Consider the following 21,958-nt stretch of genomic DNA (forward strand, 5'->3'; position numbering starts at 1 on the left):
TGGACCTTTTTAATCAATTGGGGGATGAGCCTTGGTAAATAAAAAAGCCCCATAACAGCTAGTTACAGGGCTTTTTTATCATTTGGTGGAGATGCAGGGATTCGAACTCTTTGTTTTGATTGTTACTCACCAATATTAAATGATGCTTCTATTGGTCTAAAAAGGGGCTTTCCTTATTCAGTTTGTACAGTGAAGATAACTGTTATAAACTGTGATAAAGCGAATGTGTCCGGAATGTGTCCGATATTTCGGAAGCATTTCCTACCTTTATCCTAATAAAGGTAAGACCATGACTATTAACTTTTATCTAGACAAGCCTACGGCGGCGAGAGAAACTGCCATCTACCTTTTCCTGCGAAGCGGAGGCAAAACGCTCAAGTTTAATACAGGACACTCTGTACATCCGAAGTACTGGGACTGCAAGAACAAGCAGGTGAAGAAAAATTACACTGGAAGCCCTGAATTCAACCTTTACCTGAGCACCCTAAAAGCGGAGGTCCAAAAGGAAATAATGGTAATTGCGTCTAGTGGCTCCAGTTCACTAGAGGAGATCAGAGACATCATTGCCTCGCTTGTAGCAGGTAGAGGGTTCAAAGAGGATAAAGTGGACTTCCTGGAGGCTTATGGCCTATTCTTAGAGACTTATAAGGCAACCCGAAATAAAACGACCGTTGCAAAGTATCAGACCATTCTTAGTCACCTTCAGGGCTTTGCAGCCCATAAAAGGATCAGGCTGTCTTTTGCTCTAATTGATTTGAAGTTCAGTGAGGGTTGGACTACTTATCTCATCAAAGAAGCAAGGTTGACCAATAATACCATCGCTAAGAAAATCAGCCTCTTCAAAACCTTTATGCACTGGGCTACAGAAAGGGGGTACAACAACAACCTAGCCTACAATAAATTTAAGTACGCTTTAAACAAGGTTGATATTATCACCCTGACAAATGAAGAGTTGATGGCGATCTATTCGCTTGACTTGGATAAGAAACCTGCATTAGAAAGGGTGCGGGATGTATTCTGCTTTGGGTGCTTCACAGGCCAAAGATTCTCAGATGTCTCTGGTCTCCATCCTGACCACATTAAGGGGAAAGTCTGGCACTTGCACACTCAAAAGACAAAGGATATACTGGCAATACCTTTGAATGACTTTGCATGGGAGATTTTGGAGAAATATATAAACCGAGGCCAAAAACTTCCTTCCATTTCCAACCAGAAGACTAATGAGCATCTTAAGGAGTTAGGTAAACTTGCTGGGATTATCGACCCCATCACTGTCACTAGATATAGAGGGGTAGAGAAAATCCAGAAGTTACATCCCAAGTACATGTTCATTGGTACACACACAGCCCGTAGGACTTTCGTGACTCTCTCACTTGAAAAAGGAATGAGGCCTGAGACCGCGATGAAAATAACAGGTCATTCTGACTACAGAACTTTCAAAAAGTACATTGATCTTACTTCTAAAGTGACTGAAAACGAGATGAATAGAATCTGGAGTAAATAGCTTTTAGATCTATTTCTTATTCTGTAGATTAAATATTGGCTTATTCCCACCCTGCTGTCAAGCTGTTGCTCGCCTGACATTGGCTCTAATTACTTTCAGTCTAAAATAAGGGTGGGAAAGGAATGGTGGTGGCCGAGCAAGAATTATTGCACTCTGGATTACTTTAGATCTTCCTGAGAAACGTCGGACCCTACTTGAGGTTAAGCTGTGGTGGGCAAATACAAACCCGTGAAGTAAAGAGATAATAGGTATTGTCGAAAGGACCCTAGTCAGATGTCTGGATTTTTATCATATTCTGTGATAATCAAGAAGTCTCTTGTTTAAAATCCATCATTCTGGCAAAAGGAATCTCTAAGGCCTCAGAAATTGAGAAGAGCATCTCCAACGTTGGTGACTGCCTCCCGTTCTCAATACGCAGCACGGTAGTTTTCCCGATGTTGGCAATATCAGCCAATGCCTGCTGGGATAGCCCCTTACCCTCCCTCAGCCTTTTAAGGTGAAGGCCGAACCTTTTTGTCTTCTCCAAGTGGCGCACCATCAAAGGTGGCACGGCTCCCATTTTTATTTGGTATCGGATACGACACCATTTCGTCATTTTCCTTAAATTCGCAGAAGGACACTTCCCATACCTCATATCTAGGGAAGGTTGCAAACAGGGAAACATGTACTTATACATCGCAGTTCTAAAAAATGAACCAGTCTTAAAGATTGGGGTGTGCAGCAACTTCAAAAGAATTAAGGCCCTGGGGGGCTACCTGCCTTTGAATCTGGCCAACTCATACTATGTAAGTAGCGAGGAAAGATATATCCTTAAGTCTTTGGAGAAACACCTGCTCTTGAAGTTCGAGGGTTTCCCCGTTGATGAGGCTTTCAAGGTAAAGTACAGGCTAGGCATCGCCTATTTATCTCCTCATGGATATACTGAACTCCGCTCTATTGATTGCTTGCAGGATGTCCTAGGAGAGATCACTAAGAAACTATCTGAACAAGGAAGCGGCGCCACAATAACGAAAGGCATTCCACTTAGCTTTCCAAAGGGGGGTGGCGCCTCTTTCCGGAAAAAGGTCACCAATGAGCATATCTGGTACGATTCCCTCCATGGAAGCATATTCAACCTGTTGCATTGGCTAAAGGACCCCGCCAATAGCTTCGTATACCGGACAGAGGGAGTTTTCTCCATCTCAATGAGGGATTATGAGGATTTCACCATAGAATGTGATGGGGCAGCATTCCTACACGTCCGCAAGCTTATGCTTCTTTGGGTCCACCCCTCTTACCATTTGGACTTAGTAAAGGAAGTGCAGGATAATGGAGATGGAACCTTTGCCATCACCTGCTCCATGAGGGCTGCCTTGTCCAGAGATCATGTAAAGAAGCTTTACGGTGACCCTTTATGGTATAAAAGGCTTATTAGCCTATTCACCAAATACCTCTATGCCGTCAGGTCAGTTATCGGGCAAGCCAGCGAAAGGTCGATTCTAGTTAAAAGCCGCTATTCCACCATATGAGCGCCTCATTACTAGGGATTGCCAGGGCATTGCTGTGTCAAGCCTAACCGTGAGTCTTTTGTAGGCCCAGTAACAATTAACTACCATAGCCTTCCGGAGATTTTACCAATCAAGTCCAAGTCCTTTTTCTCGTAGAGGGAGCGCATGCTTTCCAGTGATTTCTGAACAAGGGTTCGCCCACTGTAAGTCATCTCGTAGGACTCAGGCCTGAATGGCTTACCTGGCACCACTACCCTGACATACCCTTTCCCCAGCAGCATTTGGATTGAGTCATAGAGACAGGGTAGGAAGTAGGCCCCCGAGAGGTAAGCATCCACCTTTGCGGCCGTGAAGGGATACTTAGCAAGGGAGAGCCTCTGGCAGGCGCACAGCACCTCCCAATCCCTTTGCCTAAGCCCAGCTTTCTTCTTCAGGTCCTTCAAAATACGGTGCTGGACAGCCATAAGGCCAGATAGATCCGGTAAGGGGAGGTTCATGCGTTGTATGGGATATAAAAGGATTGGATCTAGGGGTAGCTGGTACTTGCAAATGTATAGCTCCTAGCATTTATAATCCCGGATTGCTTATTTTCTGTCTTAACTCAATTTACGAAATTTTTAGGGTGGTTTTGGTTGATAGTTGACCAAGTAACTAGTATGGAATTCTTTTGTAACGACGCACCCTACTTCCTATGCCGGGGTTTTTAAAATGGTGACGTTTATTAACTGGTAAAGCAATCAGAAATTCCCCCCTTTTCCTACCTTGTACAAGGAGTGTAAATATGTTGTTTTAGATAAAACCTATTCAAAATTATATCCAGATGACCATAGCAGAGATATACCAAATTATAGATAAGCCAGATTATATTCCATTTGAGGGGTATCAAAATAAAATAATTCCCCTGTTTAAAGATTTTAGGGATGGAGGCTTACTTGAGATCCAACCCGCCCTAGCCAAGGCTGCACAGATAGAGATAGATATACAGAGTTTCGGTATAAACGGCAATAAGTTATTGCCGGTGTTCACCACCACTGATAACCTAGGGGTTTGCCATGAGTACCCCTCCCTTAAAGGTTGGACGGATGAGGACTATAGGTATTTAATCGAAAGGCAGGGGCAGACATTGAACCCGTACCTTAAAGCCACCTATTCCCATATCCTCTGGCTGTCACCCAAAAAGCACCTGAGGGTTGCCTTGGATGCCCTATCGGCCTATACGGAGATCATTAGCAGCCTAGAGGCGGGAGGGATTGAAGACACCTATAGGTTCATGAACTTTCTTTCTAATGCTTTCAAACTGGCGGTCTCTACAGGCAATAAGGGTGAAATCGAGCAGGTGAAGGCTATTTTTTTAAATACTTTGCAGAGGTGCCGATTGCATCCTGAGGCAGTTTTCGTGATCATCGGGCTGAATGAAACCATGCTAAGTAATCCAAAGGTTTTCAAGCAGGTTGACTTTGCCGAAGTTGACGGACTATGCCTCACACTAGCGGAAACCCAGGCTTCACAGCACACCAAGATCAAAATCCTCGAAATGGGGCAGAAGGTCACTCAGAAGTTGGGCCGAGACATGCGTGTTTTCTCGGGTGAGATTGCCAAAGCTTATGAGGCACTGTGCCATCTAAGAGAGGATGATACCAAGCTTTCGGCAATAAAGTTCTGCCAGGAAGCAATAGACCATTACAAGCTCGCGAGGAACCCCGCCAAGGTGAGAGAACTTGAGGAGAGATACAAGCTGCTTAAGCAGGAAATGATAATGGGATCGATTGGGTATGAGGTTGACATGACCGAGGCCTATAAGGATATACGGGCCGCGGCAAATGAATTGCTAAAAGGAAACTCCGACCACATTTTGCAGTTCCTGATGTATTCTAATGAGATTTTCCCTTCTTATGAATACCTATATGGCGAGGCAGTAAAAAGCCAGAAGGAAAATAGTTTCCAGTCCCTGATGGGGAAAACTGTGATTGATGGGTTCGGGCATCCCTCCGCCCACTATAACGAGGAAAGTGAGAAGATTCACTTCTCCATTATGGAGACGCTTCTCCAAAGCACTAGGATGATCTCCCAGGTTTTACTGAGGGAGATAGTGCTAAAGTCAGTAGATTCGGGTAAGCTATCACCAGTCTTATTCCTCAAGTTTCTGAACAGGTCCTCTTGGCTCGGCCAGGATATAACCGTGAGGCACAAGCAGGGCGAGACGAAGCGCTATAATTGGTTGGACCTGCTCGCCCCTGGCATCAATGACTTCTTCAGCCAGCTCTATTTCCATTCTCTTAACCCAATCAATGTCCCTAACTTCGTTTTAGCGATTGACAGCCTGAGCCTGAAGATAGAGGGCATACTCCGCGATATGTGTGACCTTAGGGGCGGTATAACCTTCTTTCAAACGGAGGACAGCCTTGGGAGACCAATCATGAGGGAGAAGGACATCAATGTCCTGCTTAGGGAGCCTGAGATAAAGGATACCCTTAGCCAAGACGATTTTATGCTGCTCCAGTTCCTGCTGGTGGACAAGGTAGGGCTGAACCTTAGGAACAGGGTTGCGCACACCTTGATCAGAGATGTGGACGGGTACGGTTTTCAATACATGCTGCTGCTGGTCGCGTTGATCCTGAGATTGGCTAAGAATGAGTATGCCCCACCTACCCGCCATGGTTTAGCAGATTTGGCAGATTGATGATTTCGAATATTGTGGTTTGAAGCGGTCAACTGGCAGCTTGCTTCCTCAGACAATTTCCTATATGGATAACCTAGGATTACACATGAAATACTTTTCCGAAAAAGAAACGAACACCAATCCCATGCTGGTGGAGCTTAGGGGAGTCATCATATCAAAGGCTATTTCCATAGAGGGGTTTATGGACAAGATCATCCTTTACTTCTTCGCAGGTGGGGACAGGGTGAAATACCAGGTGTTATACGATGCCCTCATAAAGGACTTGACCGTGTCCAAGAAGCAGGAGGTGCTAAAGAAGGTCTTACGGCAGCTGCCTTTGACAGACAAGGAGAACGTGGTCCAGAAAGTCGCCAATTCCTTGGGCCACGTTTTCAGGGTAAGGAACACCATGGCCCACGCGCAGTGGACGATGATTGATCCCGATGGCGTGACCTTCAAGAAGAACCAAAACGCGGAGGGGGAGGTGATGGGGGAAGCAGAGGTGGCCAAGTTCAACGAGGAATTCTTCAGGGCCTTGGGCCATCTGACGGAAGTATATTACACCCATATCTACGATATCCGCACCAGGAAACCTTTCGCTAGCATTGGTACCTGGTCATAGATCTTCTGGGTAGTTGCCTTTTTATTAAACCTCATTGGTAAAAAAAATAGTTTTCCTACTTTAGCTGTATCAAATAAAAGTATAGGCAGCCCAAGGGTGACTAAGGCTTGGTTTTGGCACTTTATAGCGACCAATATTTGTACCTTGATAAGCTATAGCTATTTTAGCGACATCTTCCTGGTCATCATCAAATCCTCCCCGCTCTCAAACAAGAGCAACTTCTCATAGCCCTCCCCCCTGGTGTTGAACCTAAGCTGCCGGAAGACCTTGTCAGCCTCCTTCTCATTCAACCCGTCTATGTAGATAAGCACCTTCTCAGAGCCTTCTCTGCGTACCTGCACACTGTATATCGGTCTTATGTCCATGACGCTAATATATACTCAACCCCTTTTAATCTGTAGTCAAATAGAGACAGGTTAAAATACGCACCAAGAACACGTAAAGGCTGTTTTTATGGATTTGCTTGCGGTATAAATTGGGGTATAGGGAATGAGTGCAATACATGGTACGTTTGCGTGTCCCTTGCGGCTAATCTGGGTCGTAGGGCTTTAATAAATTACCCCGGCTCTGCGTTTAAGGCGGCAATTAATCGATACAGGCAATAAAAACCTATCAAAATTAGAAGCACACCCGAGATCTTATTAATTATTCTGTAAGAGTATTTTACATAAAGTGAAATTCCAAGAATAACTAGTCCTGGCCCACTAAGTAAGATTCGGACAAAAACCCAGAGCGGGTCATTTGGTAATCGTTCTTTCAAAAAACCAAAGTCATACATTAGGATATAGGCTATTACAGGATAAAGTTAAATACCTGCTAAAGTATACAGAATGACCAAATGGTAGTATTTCCTTATTCCCAATTTTAGGCGTTTTAGAAGAGGTGACATGCGTTGTGGCTGTTCTTATTGGCGTTACCAATCTAGATAACTCCAGTTATTGGGTCAATATAAGAAGCCAATCCAGCTAAAGGTATTGCTTCTTATAGTGTGTCCCGAAAAGTTAATCTGAATCGTATAAGCGCTGTACCTGCATCGCCTGGAAGAGGCCACCATGGCTGGTCCGGTACCCTTCCCTATTTAGTTCTTCGGCGATTTGCCGCCATGTTTTCGGTTGCTGTCCTGTTATCTCTCCTTTTTTGTTGGTCTTGTCGACCATCTCTCTCCTCAGCCTTTTGATTAGCGCCGCTGCCCGTTTGTTGTTCTCGTTGGTCAGTGCTTTTTGTTTGTTGGCAGCTATTCCCAGCTGAGAGGCCTTTCCCTCTTTAAATGGCTCTGATGCCTTGCGCCACTCGCCCCGCTGCTTTATCTTCTCATCCAGGGCCGCCTTGGTGCGGAGGCTGATGAGTTCCCGCTCACGGTCAGCGATGGCCATAAACAGCGTGAGGGTGAACTTGTCCAGGTTGGGTATGTCGCAGGACTCCAGGCGTCCCTCCAGGTCGGAGTAGATGCGTAGGGCCTGCTCGGTGTTGCGGCTCAGGCGGTCAATCTTCGCCACCACCAGCGTGGCCCTGTGTTTCTTGCAGAGGGCGATGGCCTCTTGCAGCTGCGGCCGGTTGGCCACGTCCTTGCCGCTCATTCTCTCGGTGAACTCGCCCAGCGGCTCACCCGGGTAGAAGTGCTGGACGTAGGTGCGCTGCGCCTCCAGGCCCAGGCCGGACTCTCCTTGTTTCTTCGTGGACACGCGGTAATAGACGACGACTGGCTTATTTTCTCCCATGGCTGATATTGTAACAAGTCTACTACGTTCGTTGTAGTAATGTTACAAAGCTAGAAAGAGGAATGGGAAATCCAAACATGGTTAGTATTTCACGTCGAACCGGCCGTCGGTCACGTCCACAAATTCCGAGAGGTTGTACCTGTTCTGCGCCCGAAACGAGAAAGTGCCGGAGATAATCCTGTGGCTGCGGTCTAACTTGGTTATAGTGAGTGTGCCGGTGCTAGTCTCTGTTGTATAATAATCTTTAGTTGTACCTATAGTTTCTAACACCTTGCCAAAGCCCTTCGATGCTTTCTCTCGCAATTCGTATGTCCCCACTCGGTCAACTTTCTCCATTTCTATGGTAACCGAATGATTAAACTCTTTATCCACCCGTCTTCCCATCAACTGAAAATATATCCACGGGGTAGAACTTACACGTATGGGGCCTGATGTTAAGGTTCCTCCTCCGAAATTGTGTTGCCACGCCTTCCCGTTGATATTGGCGGCCATCATCATAGCCCCGGTCTGGGTGGGGTCTGGCAGGCCGTCGTCATCTTCGCAGGCAGATAGAGAGAACAGCAGCAGTGCTGGTAGGAGCAATAAATACATTCTTTTCATACATTATTGGATATGATTGGTTTATAGATTTGCGCGCGATGATGTAATATACGTTTTAGGGTGTAATAGACGGTACCTTTTGTGCATATAACAAGGGTAGGGTGGAAGAGCCAAAATATATGGGAGGTTCCCCGCCTGTTACCTGGTTGCGAATAGGCCGTTGTTACCCTGTTTCAGGCCCTTCAGGACGTTTTCGATCTCAAAGGGTAGTTTTGCCGCTGCCTATCGTTAAGGGGAGGCACGGCCACCGGGTGAATGCTGGGGTACCCGGTCGAGCGCAGGCGATTTCCATTCCGAATGCATACCCCCGCCCTTTCTGTACAAGGCCCATCTAGTGGTATTTAAAGGCAATGTGGTTATATTGGTGAGGCAGTAACTATAAATTAATGATAGGACAATGAGCAAACTTGAGCAGACACAGGTAGAACGTAATCTGAGGGGGATTGAACTGGAGAAAGCCAGCAAGGTCGCTGCAGCTGCCACCTTGTATGAGGAGAACCTCAGAGAGGGGTTTGACGGCTCCCATCCCTACACCAGGTTAGCGGTGATCTATAAGAAGCAGGGTAGATTAGAGGATGAGATCAGGGTCTTAGAGTCTGCGGTCGCTGTCTTTGGTAAGACCAAGAAGGGGGTAAGGCAGGAAGCTGACCCAAAGCTGCAGAAGTTTAAAGATAGGCTTGAGAAGATAACCAAGGGCAAAAGCTGAAAGAGTCACGGATTGCTGGGCCAAATCGTATATGGCCATATAAATCAGTTTCCTGCCGGTAAACTTTGGAAACTAAGGTCGGCAAAAATAAACTTACCAAGCCCTGTAACAAACGGGGGGGCTATGGATATAATAGTTACACGATCAATGTAAAACCCGCTCCAGACGATGGAAAACGTTGTCTTTTTTCCTTTTCGCTATAGAAGCACCTTTGTATAAGAACGAAGGTGCTTTTTTGGTACCCTCCTAGACTACTGATTATGATTTTTCCCTATAGTAGTAAGGAGGGAATACCGCTATAGACAAATGGAATTATAGCCCCACGTCATGCCGCACCATGGCATGCTGCGTAAATTAAAGGGGATCTACAGCGCCTGGAAAAAAAACAGATACGTCTTTCTTTGGGGTGATGATCGTTTGGCCCCGTTCAAGTTTAACTTTAGGTCCTATAGCGATAAAAAAGATAAAAAAAGAGATATCCTTTTTTTCAAATGGTAAACAACGGGCTTCGTTTGGCCCTACCTTTAAGTAGTCATTTAGGAAGACCATATAAACGCGCAATTATGCCTCCAGTGCGTGTTTTAATCCTGGATCGGAGGAAGAGAAGGTTATTCTATAGATAACAAAATACAAAACACTTAACCGACGCCTGGCGGTACCAGGCATTGACAAATAGTAATGCTTACTTTTCTACAAACCGTAGCACTGCCCACATTTATTACAATTGGGAGTGTTGCAGCGTCGGTAGTTGGTATTTGGCGTTTCTATCTCCTGATCCGGTGGCTCTGGAGAAGACGCGATAAATAACAACAAAGCCTACCATAGTGGTAGGCCCGTCGTTTCGCCTTGGCTTCTACTCAGGAATTGCAGTTCCTGGGATAGATTGAGACTAATACTAATACAAATTTTAGGATGATTCAGAACCCCGCCATTTGGTGGGGTTTTGTTTATTATATCGCACTGCAATATAAAAAGTTAGATTGACAATCTGGTAACCTAGTAAAAATTGTGAGAGGAATGCTTTTTGTCAGCGCCAATACGCTGCCTGCTTTCCTACAACGGTTTTATTGCGGCGGCATAAGTGATGAGGGCGAGCAACTGAGCCTGAGGATTAAGTCCGGCATCCAGAACCGGAAGGCGCAGGGGCTTCATACCGGCAGGAAAGTTGGCTGGGCAGAGTTCAGGGAGAAGTTACTGGGAAAGCACAAAGAGGTGATCCAGTACCTGAAACTAGGTAAATCCTATCAGGAGATCACCAAGCTGACGGGCGCCGCCCCCTTTACCATCTCCAGGGTGAAGAAGGCGCTGGCTGAAGGGTAAGCCAATCTTTTCCACTGCGACTGTGGATAGGAATACCTGGCATAGTGTAATGCATAGTGAGGCTGCAGAATTCTATTTCCATCTTTCCCTGGAACTATACTTGGCAGATACTTTCCCCCTTGCTCCGCGGAAATACAAGACGGATAAAACAAGCCCACCCGGTCTGACCCAAAGCCTTTCCATCAAGCGGGCATACCTCCCACCCATTATGTGCAAGCTACCGGCCTTTAAACTTCTAGCCTAGCAAGTGCTACTCTGTAATATTATTTGACTCCAAATATTGTTGAATGAAGTTTGTAGTTTAAAGAATGAGGCGCCACTGAAATAGTAGTGTATTTAAGATTAGTCAGATTTTTCTTTATAAAACCTATCACCGATTAAGCCAAAAGGTCAAGTATTACGTTTAGATTTTAAAAAATGCAATACAATTGCATATCATTTAGGTTAGTTTTGCAGCAGATGAAATGGTTTGCCGTCCTTTTAAGCGTATTCATGATAGTTATGTCATGTGTACCCTGTGCTGATGCAGCACAAGGGGAGGACACGCTCGCACAGACCAACATCAGCTCCAACCAGGACTCGGATGCCCATTCCCCGGTGACCGACTTATGCTCCCCACTGTGTATCTGCAATTGCTGCGCCGGTTTTACCTTGCTGACCGCCAACCTCAAAACCAACTCTCTCGTTGTTAAAATAACAATTCAGGAGCCAATTTATCAGGAAGTTGCTGCGCGCACGCCTACTTTTTCTATTTGGCAACCGCCAAGACTTTAAATCAAATCTACCGCCTGCTATGTAAAGTTCCAGTAAGGAAACTTTATAGCCATACCTATGCCTACAGGGTACGTTGCCTGTTAGGGAAATATAGGTTGGGATCGCAGAAGAATAATTGGTTGTGATTTAAAGTCTTCCTCTATGCTTGACCGCATTATCCATTTTTCAATCTATAATAAGCTCATAATTGGGATTTTCACCTTTGCACTTGTCATTTGGGGCGTCTATTCCCTTAGGCAACTACCCATTGATGCCGTGCCTGACATTACCAACAACCAAGTGCAGGTTATCACCACAAGCCCGTCGCTGGCTGCCCAGGAGGTGGAAAGGCTTATAAGTTACCCGGTAGAGCAGACCATGGCCACTATTTCTGAGGTGGATGAGGTTCGTTCCATTTCCCGTTTCGGCCTTTCCGTGGTGACCATCGTTTTCAAAGAGGATGTTGATATCTATTGGGCGCGCCAGCAGGTGAGTGAGCGGCTGGCGGAAGCCAGTGGCCAAATCCCCCCAGGGGTGGGAAGTCCTGAAATGTCCCCCATCTCCACCGGCCTGGGGGAGATATATCAGTACGTGGTTCACCCAAAGCCAGGCTACGAGAAAAAGTATTCCGCCATGGAACTGCGCACCATTCAGGACTGGATAGTGCGGCGGCAACTGCTCGGTACGCCCGGTGTGGCGGAAGTAAACAGTTTCGGTGGGTTTTTAAAGCAGTACGAAGTAGCCCTTGACCCGGATAGGTTGAAAGCCCACAACCTGAGCATTACCGATGTGCTGGAGGCCTTGGAGCGGAATAACGGGAATACCGGGGGGGCTTACATCGACAAAAAGCCCAATGCCTATTTCGTACGGAGCGAGGGTTTGATAGAAAGCCTGGAGGAGATAGAAAAAGTTGTAGTCAAGAGTACTTCCAACGGCACTCCGGTCCTCATCAGCGATATTGCCGAGGTCCAGTTCGGGAGTGCCAACCGCTATGGCGCGCTCACCAACATGCAAGGGGAAGCGGTAGGTGGCATTGTGATGCTGCTCAAGGGTGAGAACACCAACCAAGTAGTGGAACGCGTGAAAAGCCGCATGGAGCAAATCCGGAAATCGCTTCCGGAAGGGGTGGAAATCGAAGCCTTTCTGGACCGGAGCGAGTTGATAGGCCGCTCTATGAATACCGTCACCAAAAACCTGATAGAAGGAGCGCTGATCGTGATTTTTGTCTTGGTGCTATTTCTTGGCAACCTAAGGGCAGGTCTTGTGGTGGCTTCCGTTATTCCGCTAGCCATGCTATTCGCCATTATCATGATGAACCTCTTCGGGGTGACGGGCAATCTCATGAGCCTAGGGGCTATTGACTTTGGCCTCATTGTGGACGGCGCAGTTATCATTGTGGAGGCCACCATGCACCACCTGGTTTTCCGGGGCGGGGGGCGCCTGACCCAAGCCCAGATGAACGAAGAGGTATACGAGTCAGCCCGCAAAATCAGGACATCCGCCGCCTTCGGGGAAATCATCATCCTGATTGTATACCTGCCAATTCTTGTTCTGGTGGGCATTGAGGGCAAGATGTTCCGCCCGATGGCGATAACTGTTTCCTTCGCCATTCTGGGCGCTTTCCTGCTCTCCCTTACCTACGTCCCCATGATGTCGGCCCTGATTCTGAGCAAGAACATTGCCCATAAGCGGAATATCTCTGACCGAATGATGGACTTTTTCCAGCGGGTGTACAATCCGGTTATCAAGGGTGCTTTGAGATTTAAAGCATTGGTTATTATCTCAGCTATGGTGCTTTTCAGCCTTAGCTTAGTCCTCTTTTCGCGCATGGGCAGCGAGTTTATTCCCACGTTGGAAGAGGGAGACTTTGCCCTGGAGACAAGGCTTCTTACTGGAAGTTCCCTATCTGAAACCATAGAGAAAGTATCGCTTGCTTCAAAAATATTGCAGGAGCGATTTCCGGAGGTGGAAGAGGTTATCAGTAAAATAGGGGCGGCTGAGATCCCCACTGACCCTATGCCCATGGAATCTGCCGATGTCACTATTCTATTGAAGGACAAAGATGAATGGACCAGTGCCGATACGCGGGAGGAGTTGGCCGAGAGAATGACCGAGGCCCTTGAAACCATCCCAGGGATTACGTTCGGGGTTTCGCAGCCCATTCAGCTCAGGTCCAATGAACTAATTTCGGGGGTGCGCCAGGATGTGGGCATCAAGATTTTCGGGGAGGATCTGGAGCAGCTGACGCAGCTCTCAAAGGAGGTGGGAATGGCAGTGACTACCGTGGAGGGGGCAGAGGACCTGTACCTGGAGCAGGTTTCGGGCCTGCCACAGATTGTGGTGGATATCAACCGCAGTCAGATTGCTAAGTTCGGGTTGGATGTAGAGACGGTGAACCAAGCCCTTAACGCCGCCTTTGCTGGGCAAAGCGCGGGGATGGTGTATGAGGGAGACCGCCGCTTTGAGTTGGTTGTGCGCCTCCTGCAAGAGCAAAGAAAAGATATTGCTAGTGTCCGGCAGCTGTATGTCACGGCCCCTAATGGCGTGCAAGTCCCGTTGGAGCAGTTGGCAGATATCGAGTACAGGCAGGGTCCAAACCAGATTCAGCGAGAGGATGCCCAACGACGTATTATCGTGGGCTTTAACGTGCGGGGCCGCGACATTGCCAGTGTGGTGAAGGAAGTTCAGCAGAAAATTGACCAGCAGGTACAACTTCCCGCAGGCTATTTCATTACCTACGGGGGGCAGTTCGAGAATTTGCAGGAAGCCAACAAGCGTCTTTCGGTGGCCGTACCGGCCGCCCTTGCGCTTATTTTCCTTTTGCTGTTCTTCACCTTCGGCTCTGTCCGGCACTCCTTGCTCATCTTCACCGCCATCCCGCTGTCCGCCATTGGGGGAGTGCTGGCGCTGTGGCTGCGTGGGATGCCCTTCAGCATCTCAGCCGGTGTCGGGTTCATCGCCTTGTTCGGGGTAGCAGTATTAAACGGGATTGTCTTGATTGCCGAGTTTAACCGGCAACGGAAGGAAGAGGGGATTCAGGACCTGAAACAGGTAGTGCTGAACGGCACCGCCGTGCGGTTGCGCCCGGTGCTGATGACGGCAACCGTGGCTTCGCTGGGCTTTCTGCCCATGGCCCTCTCCAACTCGGCGGGTGCCGAGGTTCAGAAACCTTTGGCCACAGTAGTGATAGGCGGGTTGGTGACGTCCACTTTGCTCACCTTAGTGGTGCTACCGGTGCTTTACATTCTGATAGAAAACTACATTATGAGGAGGAAAAGAAATAACAAGGAAGGCGGCGGGTTATCTGCTTCTTTTTCAATAATCTTTTTTATTGTAGCCACCCTTTCTCTGGGTGCTGTTCCCGCAGCACAGGCACAGCAGGGTCCTGTTCAAGTATACACCCTGCAAGAGGCGGTGAACCGGGCCCTTGAAATGAACCCTTCCGTGGAGGCGGTTAGACTCGGTATCAGGCGGAGCCAGAGCCTCCAAGGGTCTGCCTATGATATTGAGAAAACCCAGCTGCAATTTTCCACCGGTAAACTGGAATCAGGGAAGTACGACAATGAGGTGTCCGTCACGCAGTCCCTGCCCTTTCCGACGGTCTATGCCAGGCAGGCAAAACTGGCGGAAGCACAGGTAGAGGTAAGCAAAATAAACCTGACCCAGCGCCAGCGGGAAATTATCCGGGATGTAAGGTTGAATTACTACGGATTGGTATATACGCTCTCCCAATTGCAATTGCTCGCCTATCAGGATAGTCTGTATTCCCAGTTTCTCAGGGCCGCCCAGGTACGCCTCAGAACCGGTGAAACCAATCTGCTGGAAAAAGTGACGGCAGAAACCCAGCTGGCAGAGACAGAGAACAATGTATTTCAGGCAAAAGCCGACTGGGCTGTATTTCAGGCCCGTCTGCGGGCCTTGCTGGTAACCGACAGTTTAGTGGCCCCGGCTGACACCATCCTGAACCGATTGCCCATGCCCTTGAACTCCGGACAATTACTTGAACAGAATCCGGGAGTGCTACTGGCAAGGCAACAAGTAACGGTACGCGAGGCAGAGGTCGGTCTGGAGCGGGCAAAACTGCTTCCTGACCTAAGGCTGGGCTACACCAGCCGGACTTTGGGAGGGGGAAGTAGTGAAATAGGTGGAGGCGTAGACATGGAGGCAGCCCACGAAGTGATGGTGGGCGTAGGCATCCCGCTTTGGGCGAGGCCACAGAGAAAACGCATTGAGGCGGCAAACTTGCAGACGCAAATAGCCCAGCAGAACCTGCTATACCTCCGGAACGAATTGGAGGCCCAAGTGGCGGAGGCCCATCAGCAGGCCCTTAAATTTCAGGCGAGCGTCAGGTACTTTGAGCAAACCGCCTTGCCCCAGGCGCAACTCATCATTGCCCAAGCCACCAAGGCCTACAGGGCAGGCGAGATAAACTACCAGGAGTATCTCCTGAACCTGCAAAGGGCCTTGGCCATACGGGTAAATTACCTGGAGGCACTCTATAATTATGACCAGGCAGTCATTGAACTACAATTCATCACAGATAACAAACTGTAGCCTTCTTAGGCTTTATCTAAATTCCATGAAAAGAATAAACCCTATATACCTGCTTTCCATCCTAAGCCTTCTGCTTTTCTCCTCCTGCGGGAAAGAATCCGAACCGGCACATGAAACCGGGGAGGCAAAGGCGGAAGAACAGCACGAGGAAGACCCGCAGGCGGCAGAGCTAACCCAGGAGCAATACCGTGTCGCGGGCATCACATTGGGAAAGCCACAGATGCGCAACTTGGGCAATATTCTGACTTTAACCGGAAAACTGGACCTGCCGCCGCAGAACATGGCCTCCGTGAGTGCGCCTTTGGGCGGTTATGTGAAAAGCACGGAGCTGCTGGAGGGGATGCGTGTCCGGAAAGGGCAGCAAATCGCTAGTATCGAAAACCCCGAGTTCGTGATGTTGCAGCAGGAATACCTGGAGGCTAAAAGCAGCCTCACTTTTCTTGAGCAGGACTACCAGAGGCAGAAGGAACTGTCCCGGGAGCAGGTTACCTCCGCCAAAGCCTACCAAAAGGCCACGGCTGAGTACAGGGCTGCCAAGTCACAGGTAGAGGCGTTGGGCGAGCGGCTCAGGATTATCGGCATTGTCCCTTCTTCGCTGCGGCAGGGCAGAATCAGGCGTATCCTTCCCCTCTATGCTCCCATAGACGGGTACGTCACCTATATCAATGCTAATGTCGGACAATTCGTGAATCCGACGGATGTGTTGTTCCGGATAGCCGATACCGACCATCTACACGTGGAGCTGACGGTGTTTGAGAAAGATGTGGCCTCCCTCAAGAAAGGGCAGAAGGTGCGTTATTCCCTTCCCAACGAGACGGTAGCACAGCACGAAGCCACTATCTATCTGATAGGCAAGGAAATCAGTGAAGAGCGCACCGTCCGGGTTCATGCCCACATGGAGGAGGAAGACAAAAACCTGGTACCGGGACTTTATGTGCAGGCCCAGGTAGCATTGGGTGGGCGCGAGGTATTGGCACTTCCGGAGGAAGCGGTGGTTCAGGAGAACGGGCAAAACTTTGTTTTTATATATACCGGCCAGGAGAAGGAGGGCGAAGCGGTCATGAAGAAGTTTCGCATGGTCCCAATTGAAAAAGGCTCGGAGGTCGAGAACTTTGTGCAGGTGGCGCTTCCCTCAGGCATAGATACCACTAGCGCAAACTTTGTGACCAAAGGGGCCTATTCCCTGCTGGCTAAGATGCGGAACTCAGAACATGAAGGCGGCCATTAATTTCTACCGAAATGCTTCAGGATCTGGATAAAACTTTGCATCAAAAGGGAATAAGGCCTACCGCCATGCGATTATTGGTGCTGGACTACCTATTAAAACAATCGGCCGCGGTCAGCCTTAGTGACCTGGAAACTTTTTTTCACCGGGCAGACCGGATAACCCTTTACCGCTCCCTGAAAACGTTTGAGGAGAAAGGCTTGGTGCATAGCATAGACGATGGCAGCGGGGCTGTAAAATACGCCCTTTGCCCAGACAGTTGCAATCCACAGGAACATGACGACTTGCACGTGCATTTTTTCTGTAACCAATGCCAGGAGACATTATGCCTTCCGTCTACCCGTATCCCCGAAATTGCCTTGCCGTCCGGTTTCAAAACTGAGGAAGTCAACTTGGTGGTGAAAGGCATCTGTAGTACATGCGGCGGCTGATTTGCAATGCAATTGCAGGGGCGCAGCTCTATCTTTGTTTTAAAGGAAGAAGTTACCATGAAACTCAACTCGAACATGCCAAAAAAGCTACGGCCTTTTTACAGGCAAGAGATAAACGCCTACCATGAAGGTATGCTGAAGGGGGACCTGCAAGTGGCTTGGGTTCATCTGGAACGGGCCCATATTCTGGGGCAGCCCTATCCCTTGGAGCATACCGCCGTACACTTCCAGATGCTCCTGTTTGGGGTGCGAACGCGGAATGTGAAGGAGATAGTGGGGCAGATTCCCCGGCTATTGGTGGGTGGCATAAAATCCTGGGCAGGAAAAATACCGGTGGGTAATACCGGCGGGGCCAATGTACCCCCTTTGAAACCATTGCCTATTCCATATGATTTGCAAGCAATAATACGGCAGGCAAAATCTAACATTTAAGCGTAGAATTATGAAGGAAAATGTCGAAAATACCCCTAGCGCTCCATTGAAACCAATGGAGATAACCTCTCCCCGGACCGCTGAACAACCAGGGCCAACTAAAACTGAGGAGACTTCCGGTAAAACCAGAACTCAGGATGAGCACGAAGAGCACGAGGGGGCATCTTATGCTCCAACTATCATCAGCCTGGTGCTGCTTTTAACCGGAATTGCCTTGGACTATTTCAAAGTAGCCTGGTTTACAGATTATATCCGGATAGTAGTTTATGGCGTCGCGTATTTATTGGTAGGGGGTAAAGTCCTTGTACATGCTGCTAGAAACATAAGGAGAGGCGAAGTCTTTAACGAGTTCTTTTTGATGGGAATCGCTACGCTGGGCGCGTTTTATATAGGTGAATATGCAGAGGGGGTGGCGGTGATGCTATTCTATGTAATAGGGGAACATTTTCAGGAAGCAGCCGTGGCCAGGTCCCGCAATTCCATCAAGGCGTTGATAGATAACCGGCCAGAGATAGTAGGTTTGGTGCAGCAGGGCCAGGTAACTCCCATTAATCCGCAGCAGGTTGGAATCGGGGATATCATAGAGATAAAACCCGGCGAGAAAGTAGCCTTGGATGGCACCCTGCTCACCGACCGCTCTTCTTTCAACACGGCGGCGCTTACCGGTGAATCCAAGCCAGACACCAAATCCAAAGGCGAAAAGGTGCTGGCGGGCATGATTAACCTGGACCAGGTCATCCAGCTACAAGTAACCTCCAAGTACGAGGACAGCGCCCTCTCCAAGATTCTGCAATTGGTGGAACAGGCCAGCAGCCGCAAAGCCAAAACCCAGCAATTCATAACCCGCTTTGCCAAAGTCTATACGCCGGTAGTAGTTTTCATGGCAATTGCGCTTGCTGTTGTTCCATACTTCTTTGTGGCGGACTATGAGTTCAACGACTGGCTTTACCGGGCCTTGATTTTTCTAGTGATTTCTTGCCCCTGTGCGCTCGTTATCTCTATTCCCCTAGGTTATTTCGGGGGAATAGGGGCTGCCTCCAAAAACGGAATCCTTTTCAAAGGCTCCAATTACCTAGATTTAATGACCAAGGTGGATACGGTGGTGATGGACAAGACCGGCACCATGACCGAGGGCGTGTTCAAGGTGCAAGAGGTGGAGGTCAACGGTTGGGACGAAACTGAGTTTCTTAACCTTACGGCGGCCTTGGAAAGCAAGTCCACACACCCCATCGCCTTGGCGGTGGTGGCCCATGCCGGAAACAGCTATCAGCAGAAAAGCATAGCAGATGTGGAAGAGATTTCCGGCCACGGCCTGAAAGGGACAGTTGATGGCAAAGCCCTCTTAGTAGGAAATGGAAAGTTGTTGAAGAAATTCAACGTGGCGTACCCGGCCGAGGTAGATGCCATTGTGGAGAGTATTGTACTAGTGGCCATCAATGGGCAGTACGCAGGGTATATCACTATAGCAGACAAGATAAAAGAAGATTCCAAGTCAGCTATTGAGCAGCTACACAGATTGGGTGTCAAAAACATTGTCATGCTGTCTGGTGATAAAGATAGTATTGTGCAGAAAGTAGCCACGTCCCTAAATATTGACCAGGCTTTCGGTGGTTTGCTGCCACAGGACAAAGTGACCAAGGTGGAAGCATTGAAAAAAGAAGGAAAAAATGTAGCCTTCGTTGGGGATGGTATCAACGATGCACCGGTAATCGCGCTGGCAGATGTGGGTATTGCCATGGGTGGTCTTGGTTCTGATGCGGCCATCGAAACCGCAGATGTGGTTATCCAGAATGACCAGCCCTCCAAAATTGCCACGGCTATCAATATCGGGAAGAGCACAAACCGGGTAGTCTGGCAGAACATTGGCTTGGCTTTCGGGGTGAAGGCATTAGTACTGGCTTTCGGTGCCTTTGGTGTCGCCTCTATGTGGGAGGCAGTATTTGCAGATGTAGGGGTGGCGTTTCTGGCTATCCTGAATGCAGTCAGAATTCAGAGAATGCGCTTTTGATAAATATCAATACTGTATATGTCCTCATTTTCTGGGCATATACAGTATTATGCATACCCCAAGCAAAGCTATAATAGCGCCCATCACATCGTATCTGTCAGGCTTAAAACCATCTACTTTCCAGGCCCATACCAGAGCCATCACGATGAAAACACCGCCGTAGGCAGCATACACCCTCCCAAAGCTGGCGGTCTGCCAGGTGGCCACAACACCATACATCGCTAGGATAATAGCGCCTAGTAAGCCATACCACAGGGGCTTGTCCTCCTTTAACCAAAGCCACACTAGGTAGCCACCCCCAATCTCGCAAAGCCCCGCTAGGAAAAAAATGACTAATGATTTTACTATATCCATTACAGAGATGTTTGTATGGGTATCTTAAACTTGTTTAAAACTGCATTGTTGTAGTTAAGCCAAGCCAGACCACAAGCAATCTTAATAGGATACTCAGCCCTATTTAAAGTAGTGCAGTCAAGTGATTATTGCTCTGGAGAAGAGCCAGGTTCTCGGAAGAGAAAGTACTGAAGGTAGTAAAGTCCCCACAAAACCCCGTGATAAATAAGAGGTTCAGATTCTTGTTTGCCTGCAAACCCTGCTCAAGCACACCGATTATGAGACTTGGTGGAGGCACTAACCACCAATTTCCACCTTGAGGCGGAGGAGGAAATTGAGGCCAACTACCTACATACTGGACTTGCCGACAAGACGGACAAGCTGATAATGCTGTGGAACGGCGGGCAGGAAAACGAGGCCCGGCAGAAGTTCGGGGAGATAGAGTCCACCGGGGATCAGTTTATGAACACCCTATCCCGCCTGGAGCAGAGAGTAAGCAGGAAATATCCCTGCCCATGTTCATTCCTGCTTTGACGGTCCCTTTCAGCCAATGAGCCTTGGGAGAATGAAGGCATGGCTCTATGCGGGCTTTTCACTGTAAATGTGAGATATTCTTAAGGAAATGGCTATCTCCCTATTTTCCACTAGCTGCCAGTCAAATCACGTTAACGGAGACTATTTTAAAAAGGGATGACCCGAAAATAGACCCACCCGGTCTGACCCAAAGCGTTCCAATCGGCCATTACATCCCCCACACGTTTATCACAAAGCCCATTTCTATAATCCTCTGAAAATCAATTTTTCAAAGAGGCGCGGACTATATCCCCAAGCTGAATCCTTCATTACTTAAGGGTTAAAAAAATTAAAATATTTTTTTAACCCTTATATGCAAAAGAACAAACGAGAAAGCGAATTAAGCCTCTTCACAATTGCATAATTTAAATTAAATGCTTATGGGTTTATTATTCACAAATGCATAAAATAAATGTAATATTACTAAAAATTAAAATAAATATTTTAATAAGCTATTTCCCTTTGATTAAATAATATAATCTTAAAATTATTTTATTTGCTCCATTCTATGATGGATGCCCACTAAAACTATATGCTTTTATATTCGTTTTCCACACCATAAGCATACTTTGTTATTTGGAAAAATTAATAACATTACATCGTTATGAGAAGGTGGAATAAAGCTCATTATTACAATTTAAGTAAAAGACAATTTAAGTGTTCGAGAAGTAGTTTTAAGCCAGTATTAGAAGATAATAGCGATGTATTGAGTGAAGAATGTGGGCATGTAATCAATGCCAATTCACTTGAAGGGGCTTTGCAATCAGCAATTAAAACTATAGGAGATTTACTGAGACCCTTACTTGTGCAGGCGGTAAAAGAGGCTATTCACACAAATATTTTAACAAAGGTATTTATGCAACCAGATAATACAGTTTTAACAGTCAAAGAGGCGGCTAAATTGCTCAATGTGTCTGAGGTTACGATTCACAACTGGAAATCAAAAGGATTGATCCCCTTTTACAGAATAAGCCGCCGTATTTTTTTCAAGAAGAATGAAGTGTTAAAATTTAATTCCCTTGGCAAGTAGCAC

At 47.6% G+C, this 21,958-nt stretch carries 21 protein-coding genes; 14 read left to right on the forward strand and 7 right to left on the reverse strand.

The window, feature by feature from the left end; translation table 11 throughout:
- Positions 1-289: 289 nt before the first annotated feature.
- A complete protein-coding gene (locus tag ACYVJQ_RS15190; protein WP_460893960.1) occupies positions 290-1,504 on the forward strand; it encodes a site-specific integrase in 1,215 nt (404 codons plus the stop codon).
- Between the two features lie 304 nt (positions 1,505-1,808).
- Here ACYVJQ_RS15190 and ACYVJQ_RS15195 read toward each other — a convergent pair whose 3' ends face one another.
- Positions 1,809-2,030 carry a helix-turn-helix domain-containing protein gene (locus ACYVJQ_RS15195; RefSeq protein ID WP_460893961.1) on the reverse strand — a complete coding sequence of 74 codons (222 nt, stop codon included), beginning with the start codon at positions 2,028-2,030 and terminating at the stop codon, positions 1,809-1,811.
- A gap of 136 nt (positions 2,031-2,166) precedes the next feature.
- Between ACYVJQ_RS15195 and ACYVJQ_RS15200 the strand changes: the two genes are divergently transcribed.
- Complete coding sequence (locus tag ACYVJQ_RS15200) at positions 2,167-3,012, forward strand: hypothetical protein (protein ID WP_460893962.1); 846 nt, start codon at positions 2,167-2,169, stop codon at positions 3,010-3,012.
- Between the two features lie 80 nt (positions 3,013-3,092).
- Here the strand turns inward: ACYVJQ_RS15200 and ACYVJQ_RS15205 are convergent, their stop codons facing one another.
- Positions 3,093-3,488, reverse strand: a complete 396-nt coding sequence (locus ACYVJQ_RS15205; protein ID WP_460893963.1) for a hypothetical protein — start codon at positions 3,486-3,488, stop codon at positions 3,093-3,095.
- Positions 3,489-3,811: 323 nt separating this feature from the next.
- Between ACYVJQ_RS15205 and ACYVJQ_RS15210 the strand changes: the two genes are divergently transcribed.
- Complete coding sequence (locus ACYVJQ_RS15210) at positions 3,812-5,671, forward strand: DUF4209 domain-containing protein (protein ID WP_460893964.1); 1,860 nt, start codon at positions 3,812-3,814, stop codon at positions 5,669-5,671.
- Positions 5,672-5,756: 85 nt separating this feature from the next.
- Positions 5,757-6,272 carry a hypothetical protein gene (locus ACYVJQ_RS15215; RefSeq protein WP_460893965.1) on the forward strand — a complete coding sequence of 172 codons (516 nt, stop codon included), beginning with the start codon at positions 5,757-5,759 and terminating at the stop codon, positions 6,270-6,272.
- A gap of 158 nt (positions 6,273-6,430) precedes the next feature.
- Here the strand turns inward: ACYVJQ_RS15215 and ACYVJQ_RS15220 are convergent, their stop codons facing one another.
- The 3 genes from ACYVJQ_RS15220 to ACYVJQ_RS15230 form a co-directional block, all read right to left on the reverse strand.
- Positions 6,431-6,637, reverse strand: a complete 207-nt coding sequence (locus ACYVJQ_RS15220) for a hypothetical protein (protein WP_460893966.1) — start codon at positions 6,635-6,637, stop codon at positions 6,431-6,433.
- A 636-nt stretch (positions 6,638-7,273) separates the two neighbouring features.
- Entirely contained in the window at positions 7,274-7,990 is a 717-nt protein-coding gene (locus tag ACYVJQ_RS15225) for a recombinase family protein (RefSeq protein WP_460893967.1), read from the reverse strand.
- 81 nt (positions 7,991-8,071) lie between these two features.
- Complete coding sequence (locus ACYVJQ_RS15230) at positions 8,072-8,590, reverse strand: Riean_0653 family protein (protein WP_460893968.1); 519 nt, start codon at positions 8,588-8,590, stop codon at positions 8,072-8,074.
- Between the two features lie 397 nt (positions 8,591-8,987).
- Between ACYVJQ_RS15230 and ACYVJQ_RS15235 the strand changes: the two genes are divergently transcribed.
- The 8 genes from ACYVJQ_RS15235 (at position 8,988) to ACYVJQ_RS15270 (ending at position 20,019) form a co-directional block, all read left to right on the forward strand.
- Positions 8,988-9,296, forward strand: coding sequence for a hypothetical protein (locus ACYVJQ_RS15235; protein WP_460893969.1), 309 nt, complete (start codon positions 8,988-8,990; stop codon positions 9,294-9,296).
- Between the two features lie 1,017 nt (positions 9,297-10,313).
- Positions 10,314-10,616, forward strand: a complete 303-nt coding sequence (locus ACYVJQ_RS15240) for a hypothetical protein (RefSeq protein ID WP_460893970.1) — start codon at positions 10,314-10,316, stop codon at positions 10,614-10,616.
- A 459-nt stretch (positions 10,617-11,075) separates the two neighbouring features.
- On the forward strand, positions 11,076-11,390 hold the full coding sequence (locus ACYVJQ_RS15245) for a DUF6660 family protein (protein WP_460893971.1): 315 nt from the start codon (positions 11,076-11,078) through the stop codon (positions 11,388-11,390).
- A gap of 141 nt (positions 11,391-11,531) precedes the next feature.
- Complete coding sequence (locus tag ACYVJQ_RS15250) at positions 11,532-15,923, forward strand: CusA/CzcA family heavy metal efflux RND transporter (protein WP_460893972.1); 4,392 nt, start codon at positions 11,532-11,534, stop codon at positions 15,921-15,923.
- 25 nt (positions 15,924-15,948) lie between these two features.
- Positions 15,949-17,151: an efflux RND transporter periplasmic adaptor subunit gene (locus ACYVJQ_RS15255; protein WP_460893973.1), complete on the forward strand. Its 1,203-nt coding sequence runs from the start codon at positions 15,949-15,951 to the stop codon at positions 17,149-17,151.
- Positions 17,152-17,186: 35 nt separating this feature from the next.
- Positions 17,187-17,579 carry a Fur family transcriptional regulator gene (locus tag ACYVJQ_RS15260; protein WP_460893974.1) on the forward strand — a complete coding sequence of 131 codons (393 nt, stop codon included), beginning with the start codon at positions 17,187-17,189 and terminating at the stop codon, positions 17,577-17,579.
- Between the two features lie 75 nt (positions 17,580-17,654).
- Positions 17,655-18,011 (forward strand): DUF3703 domain-containing protein, encoded by a 357-nt coding sequence (locus ACYVJQ_RS15265; protein WP_460893975.1) that lies wholly within the window; start codon positions 17,655-17,657, stop codon positions 18,009-18,011.
- 55 nt (positions 18,012-18,066) lie between these two features.
- Positions 18,067-20,019, forward strand: coding sequence for a heavy metal translocating P-type ATPase (locus ACYVJQ_RS15270; RefSeq protein ID WP_460893976.1), 1,953 nt, complete (start codon positions 18,067-18,069; stop codon positions 20,017-20,019).
- 24 nt (positions 20,020-20,043) lie between these two features.
- Here the strand turns inward: ACYVJQ_RS15270 and ACYVJQ_RS15275 are convergent, their stop codons facing one another.
- Both ACYVJQ_RS15275 and ACYVJQ_RS15280 read right to left on the reverse strand, forming a co-directional pair.
- A complete protein-coding gene (locus tag ACYVJQ_RS15275) occupies positions 20,044-20,373 on the reverse strand; it encodes a YnfA family protein (protein ID WP_460893977.1) in 330 nt (109 codons plus the stop codon).
- Positions 20,374-20,476: 103 nt separating this feature from the next.
- On the reverse strand, positions 20,477-20,650 hold the full coding sequence (locus ACYVJQ_RS15280; protein ID WP_460893978.1) for a fluoride efflux transporter FluC: 174 nt from the start codon (positions 20,648-20,650) through the stop codon (positions 20,477-20,479).
- On the opposite strand from ACYVJQ_RS15280, the gene ACYVJQ_RS15285 reads away from it, so the two are divergent.
- Both ACYVJQ_RS15285 and ACYVJQ_RS15290 read left to right on the forward strand, forming a co-directional pair.
- Entirely contained in the window at positions 20,638-20,886 is a 249-nt protein-coding gene (locus ACYVJQ_RS15285) for a hypothetical protein (RefSeq protein ID WP_460893979.1), read from the forward strand. The two genes, ACYVJQ_RS15280 and ACYVJQ_RS15285, sit on opposite strands and share 13 nt — an antisense overlap.
- Before the next feature lie 643 nt (positions 20,887-21,529).
- Positions 21,530-21,955, forward strand: coding sequence for a helix-turn-helix domain-containing protein (locus tag ACYVJQ_RS15290; RefSeq protein WP_460893980.1), 426 nt, complete (start codon positions 21,530-21,532; stop codon positions 21,953-21,955).
- The last annotated feature ends 3 nt before the right edge of the window (positions 21,956-21,958 follow it).

This window comes from Rufibacter soli, assembly GCF_054781795.1.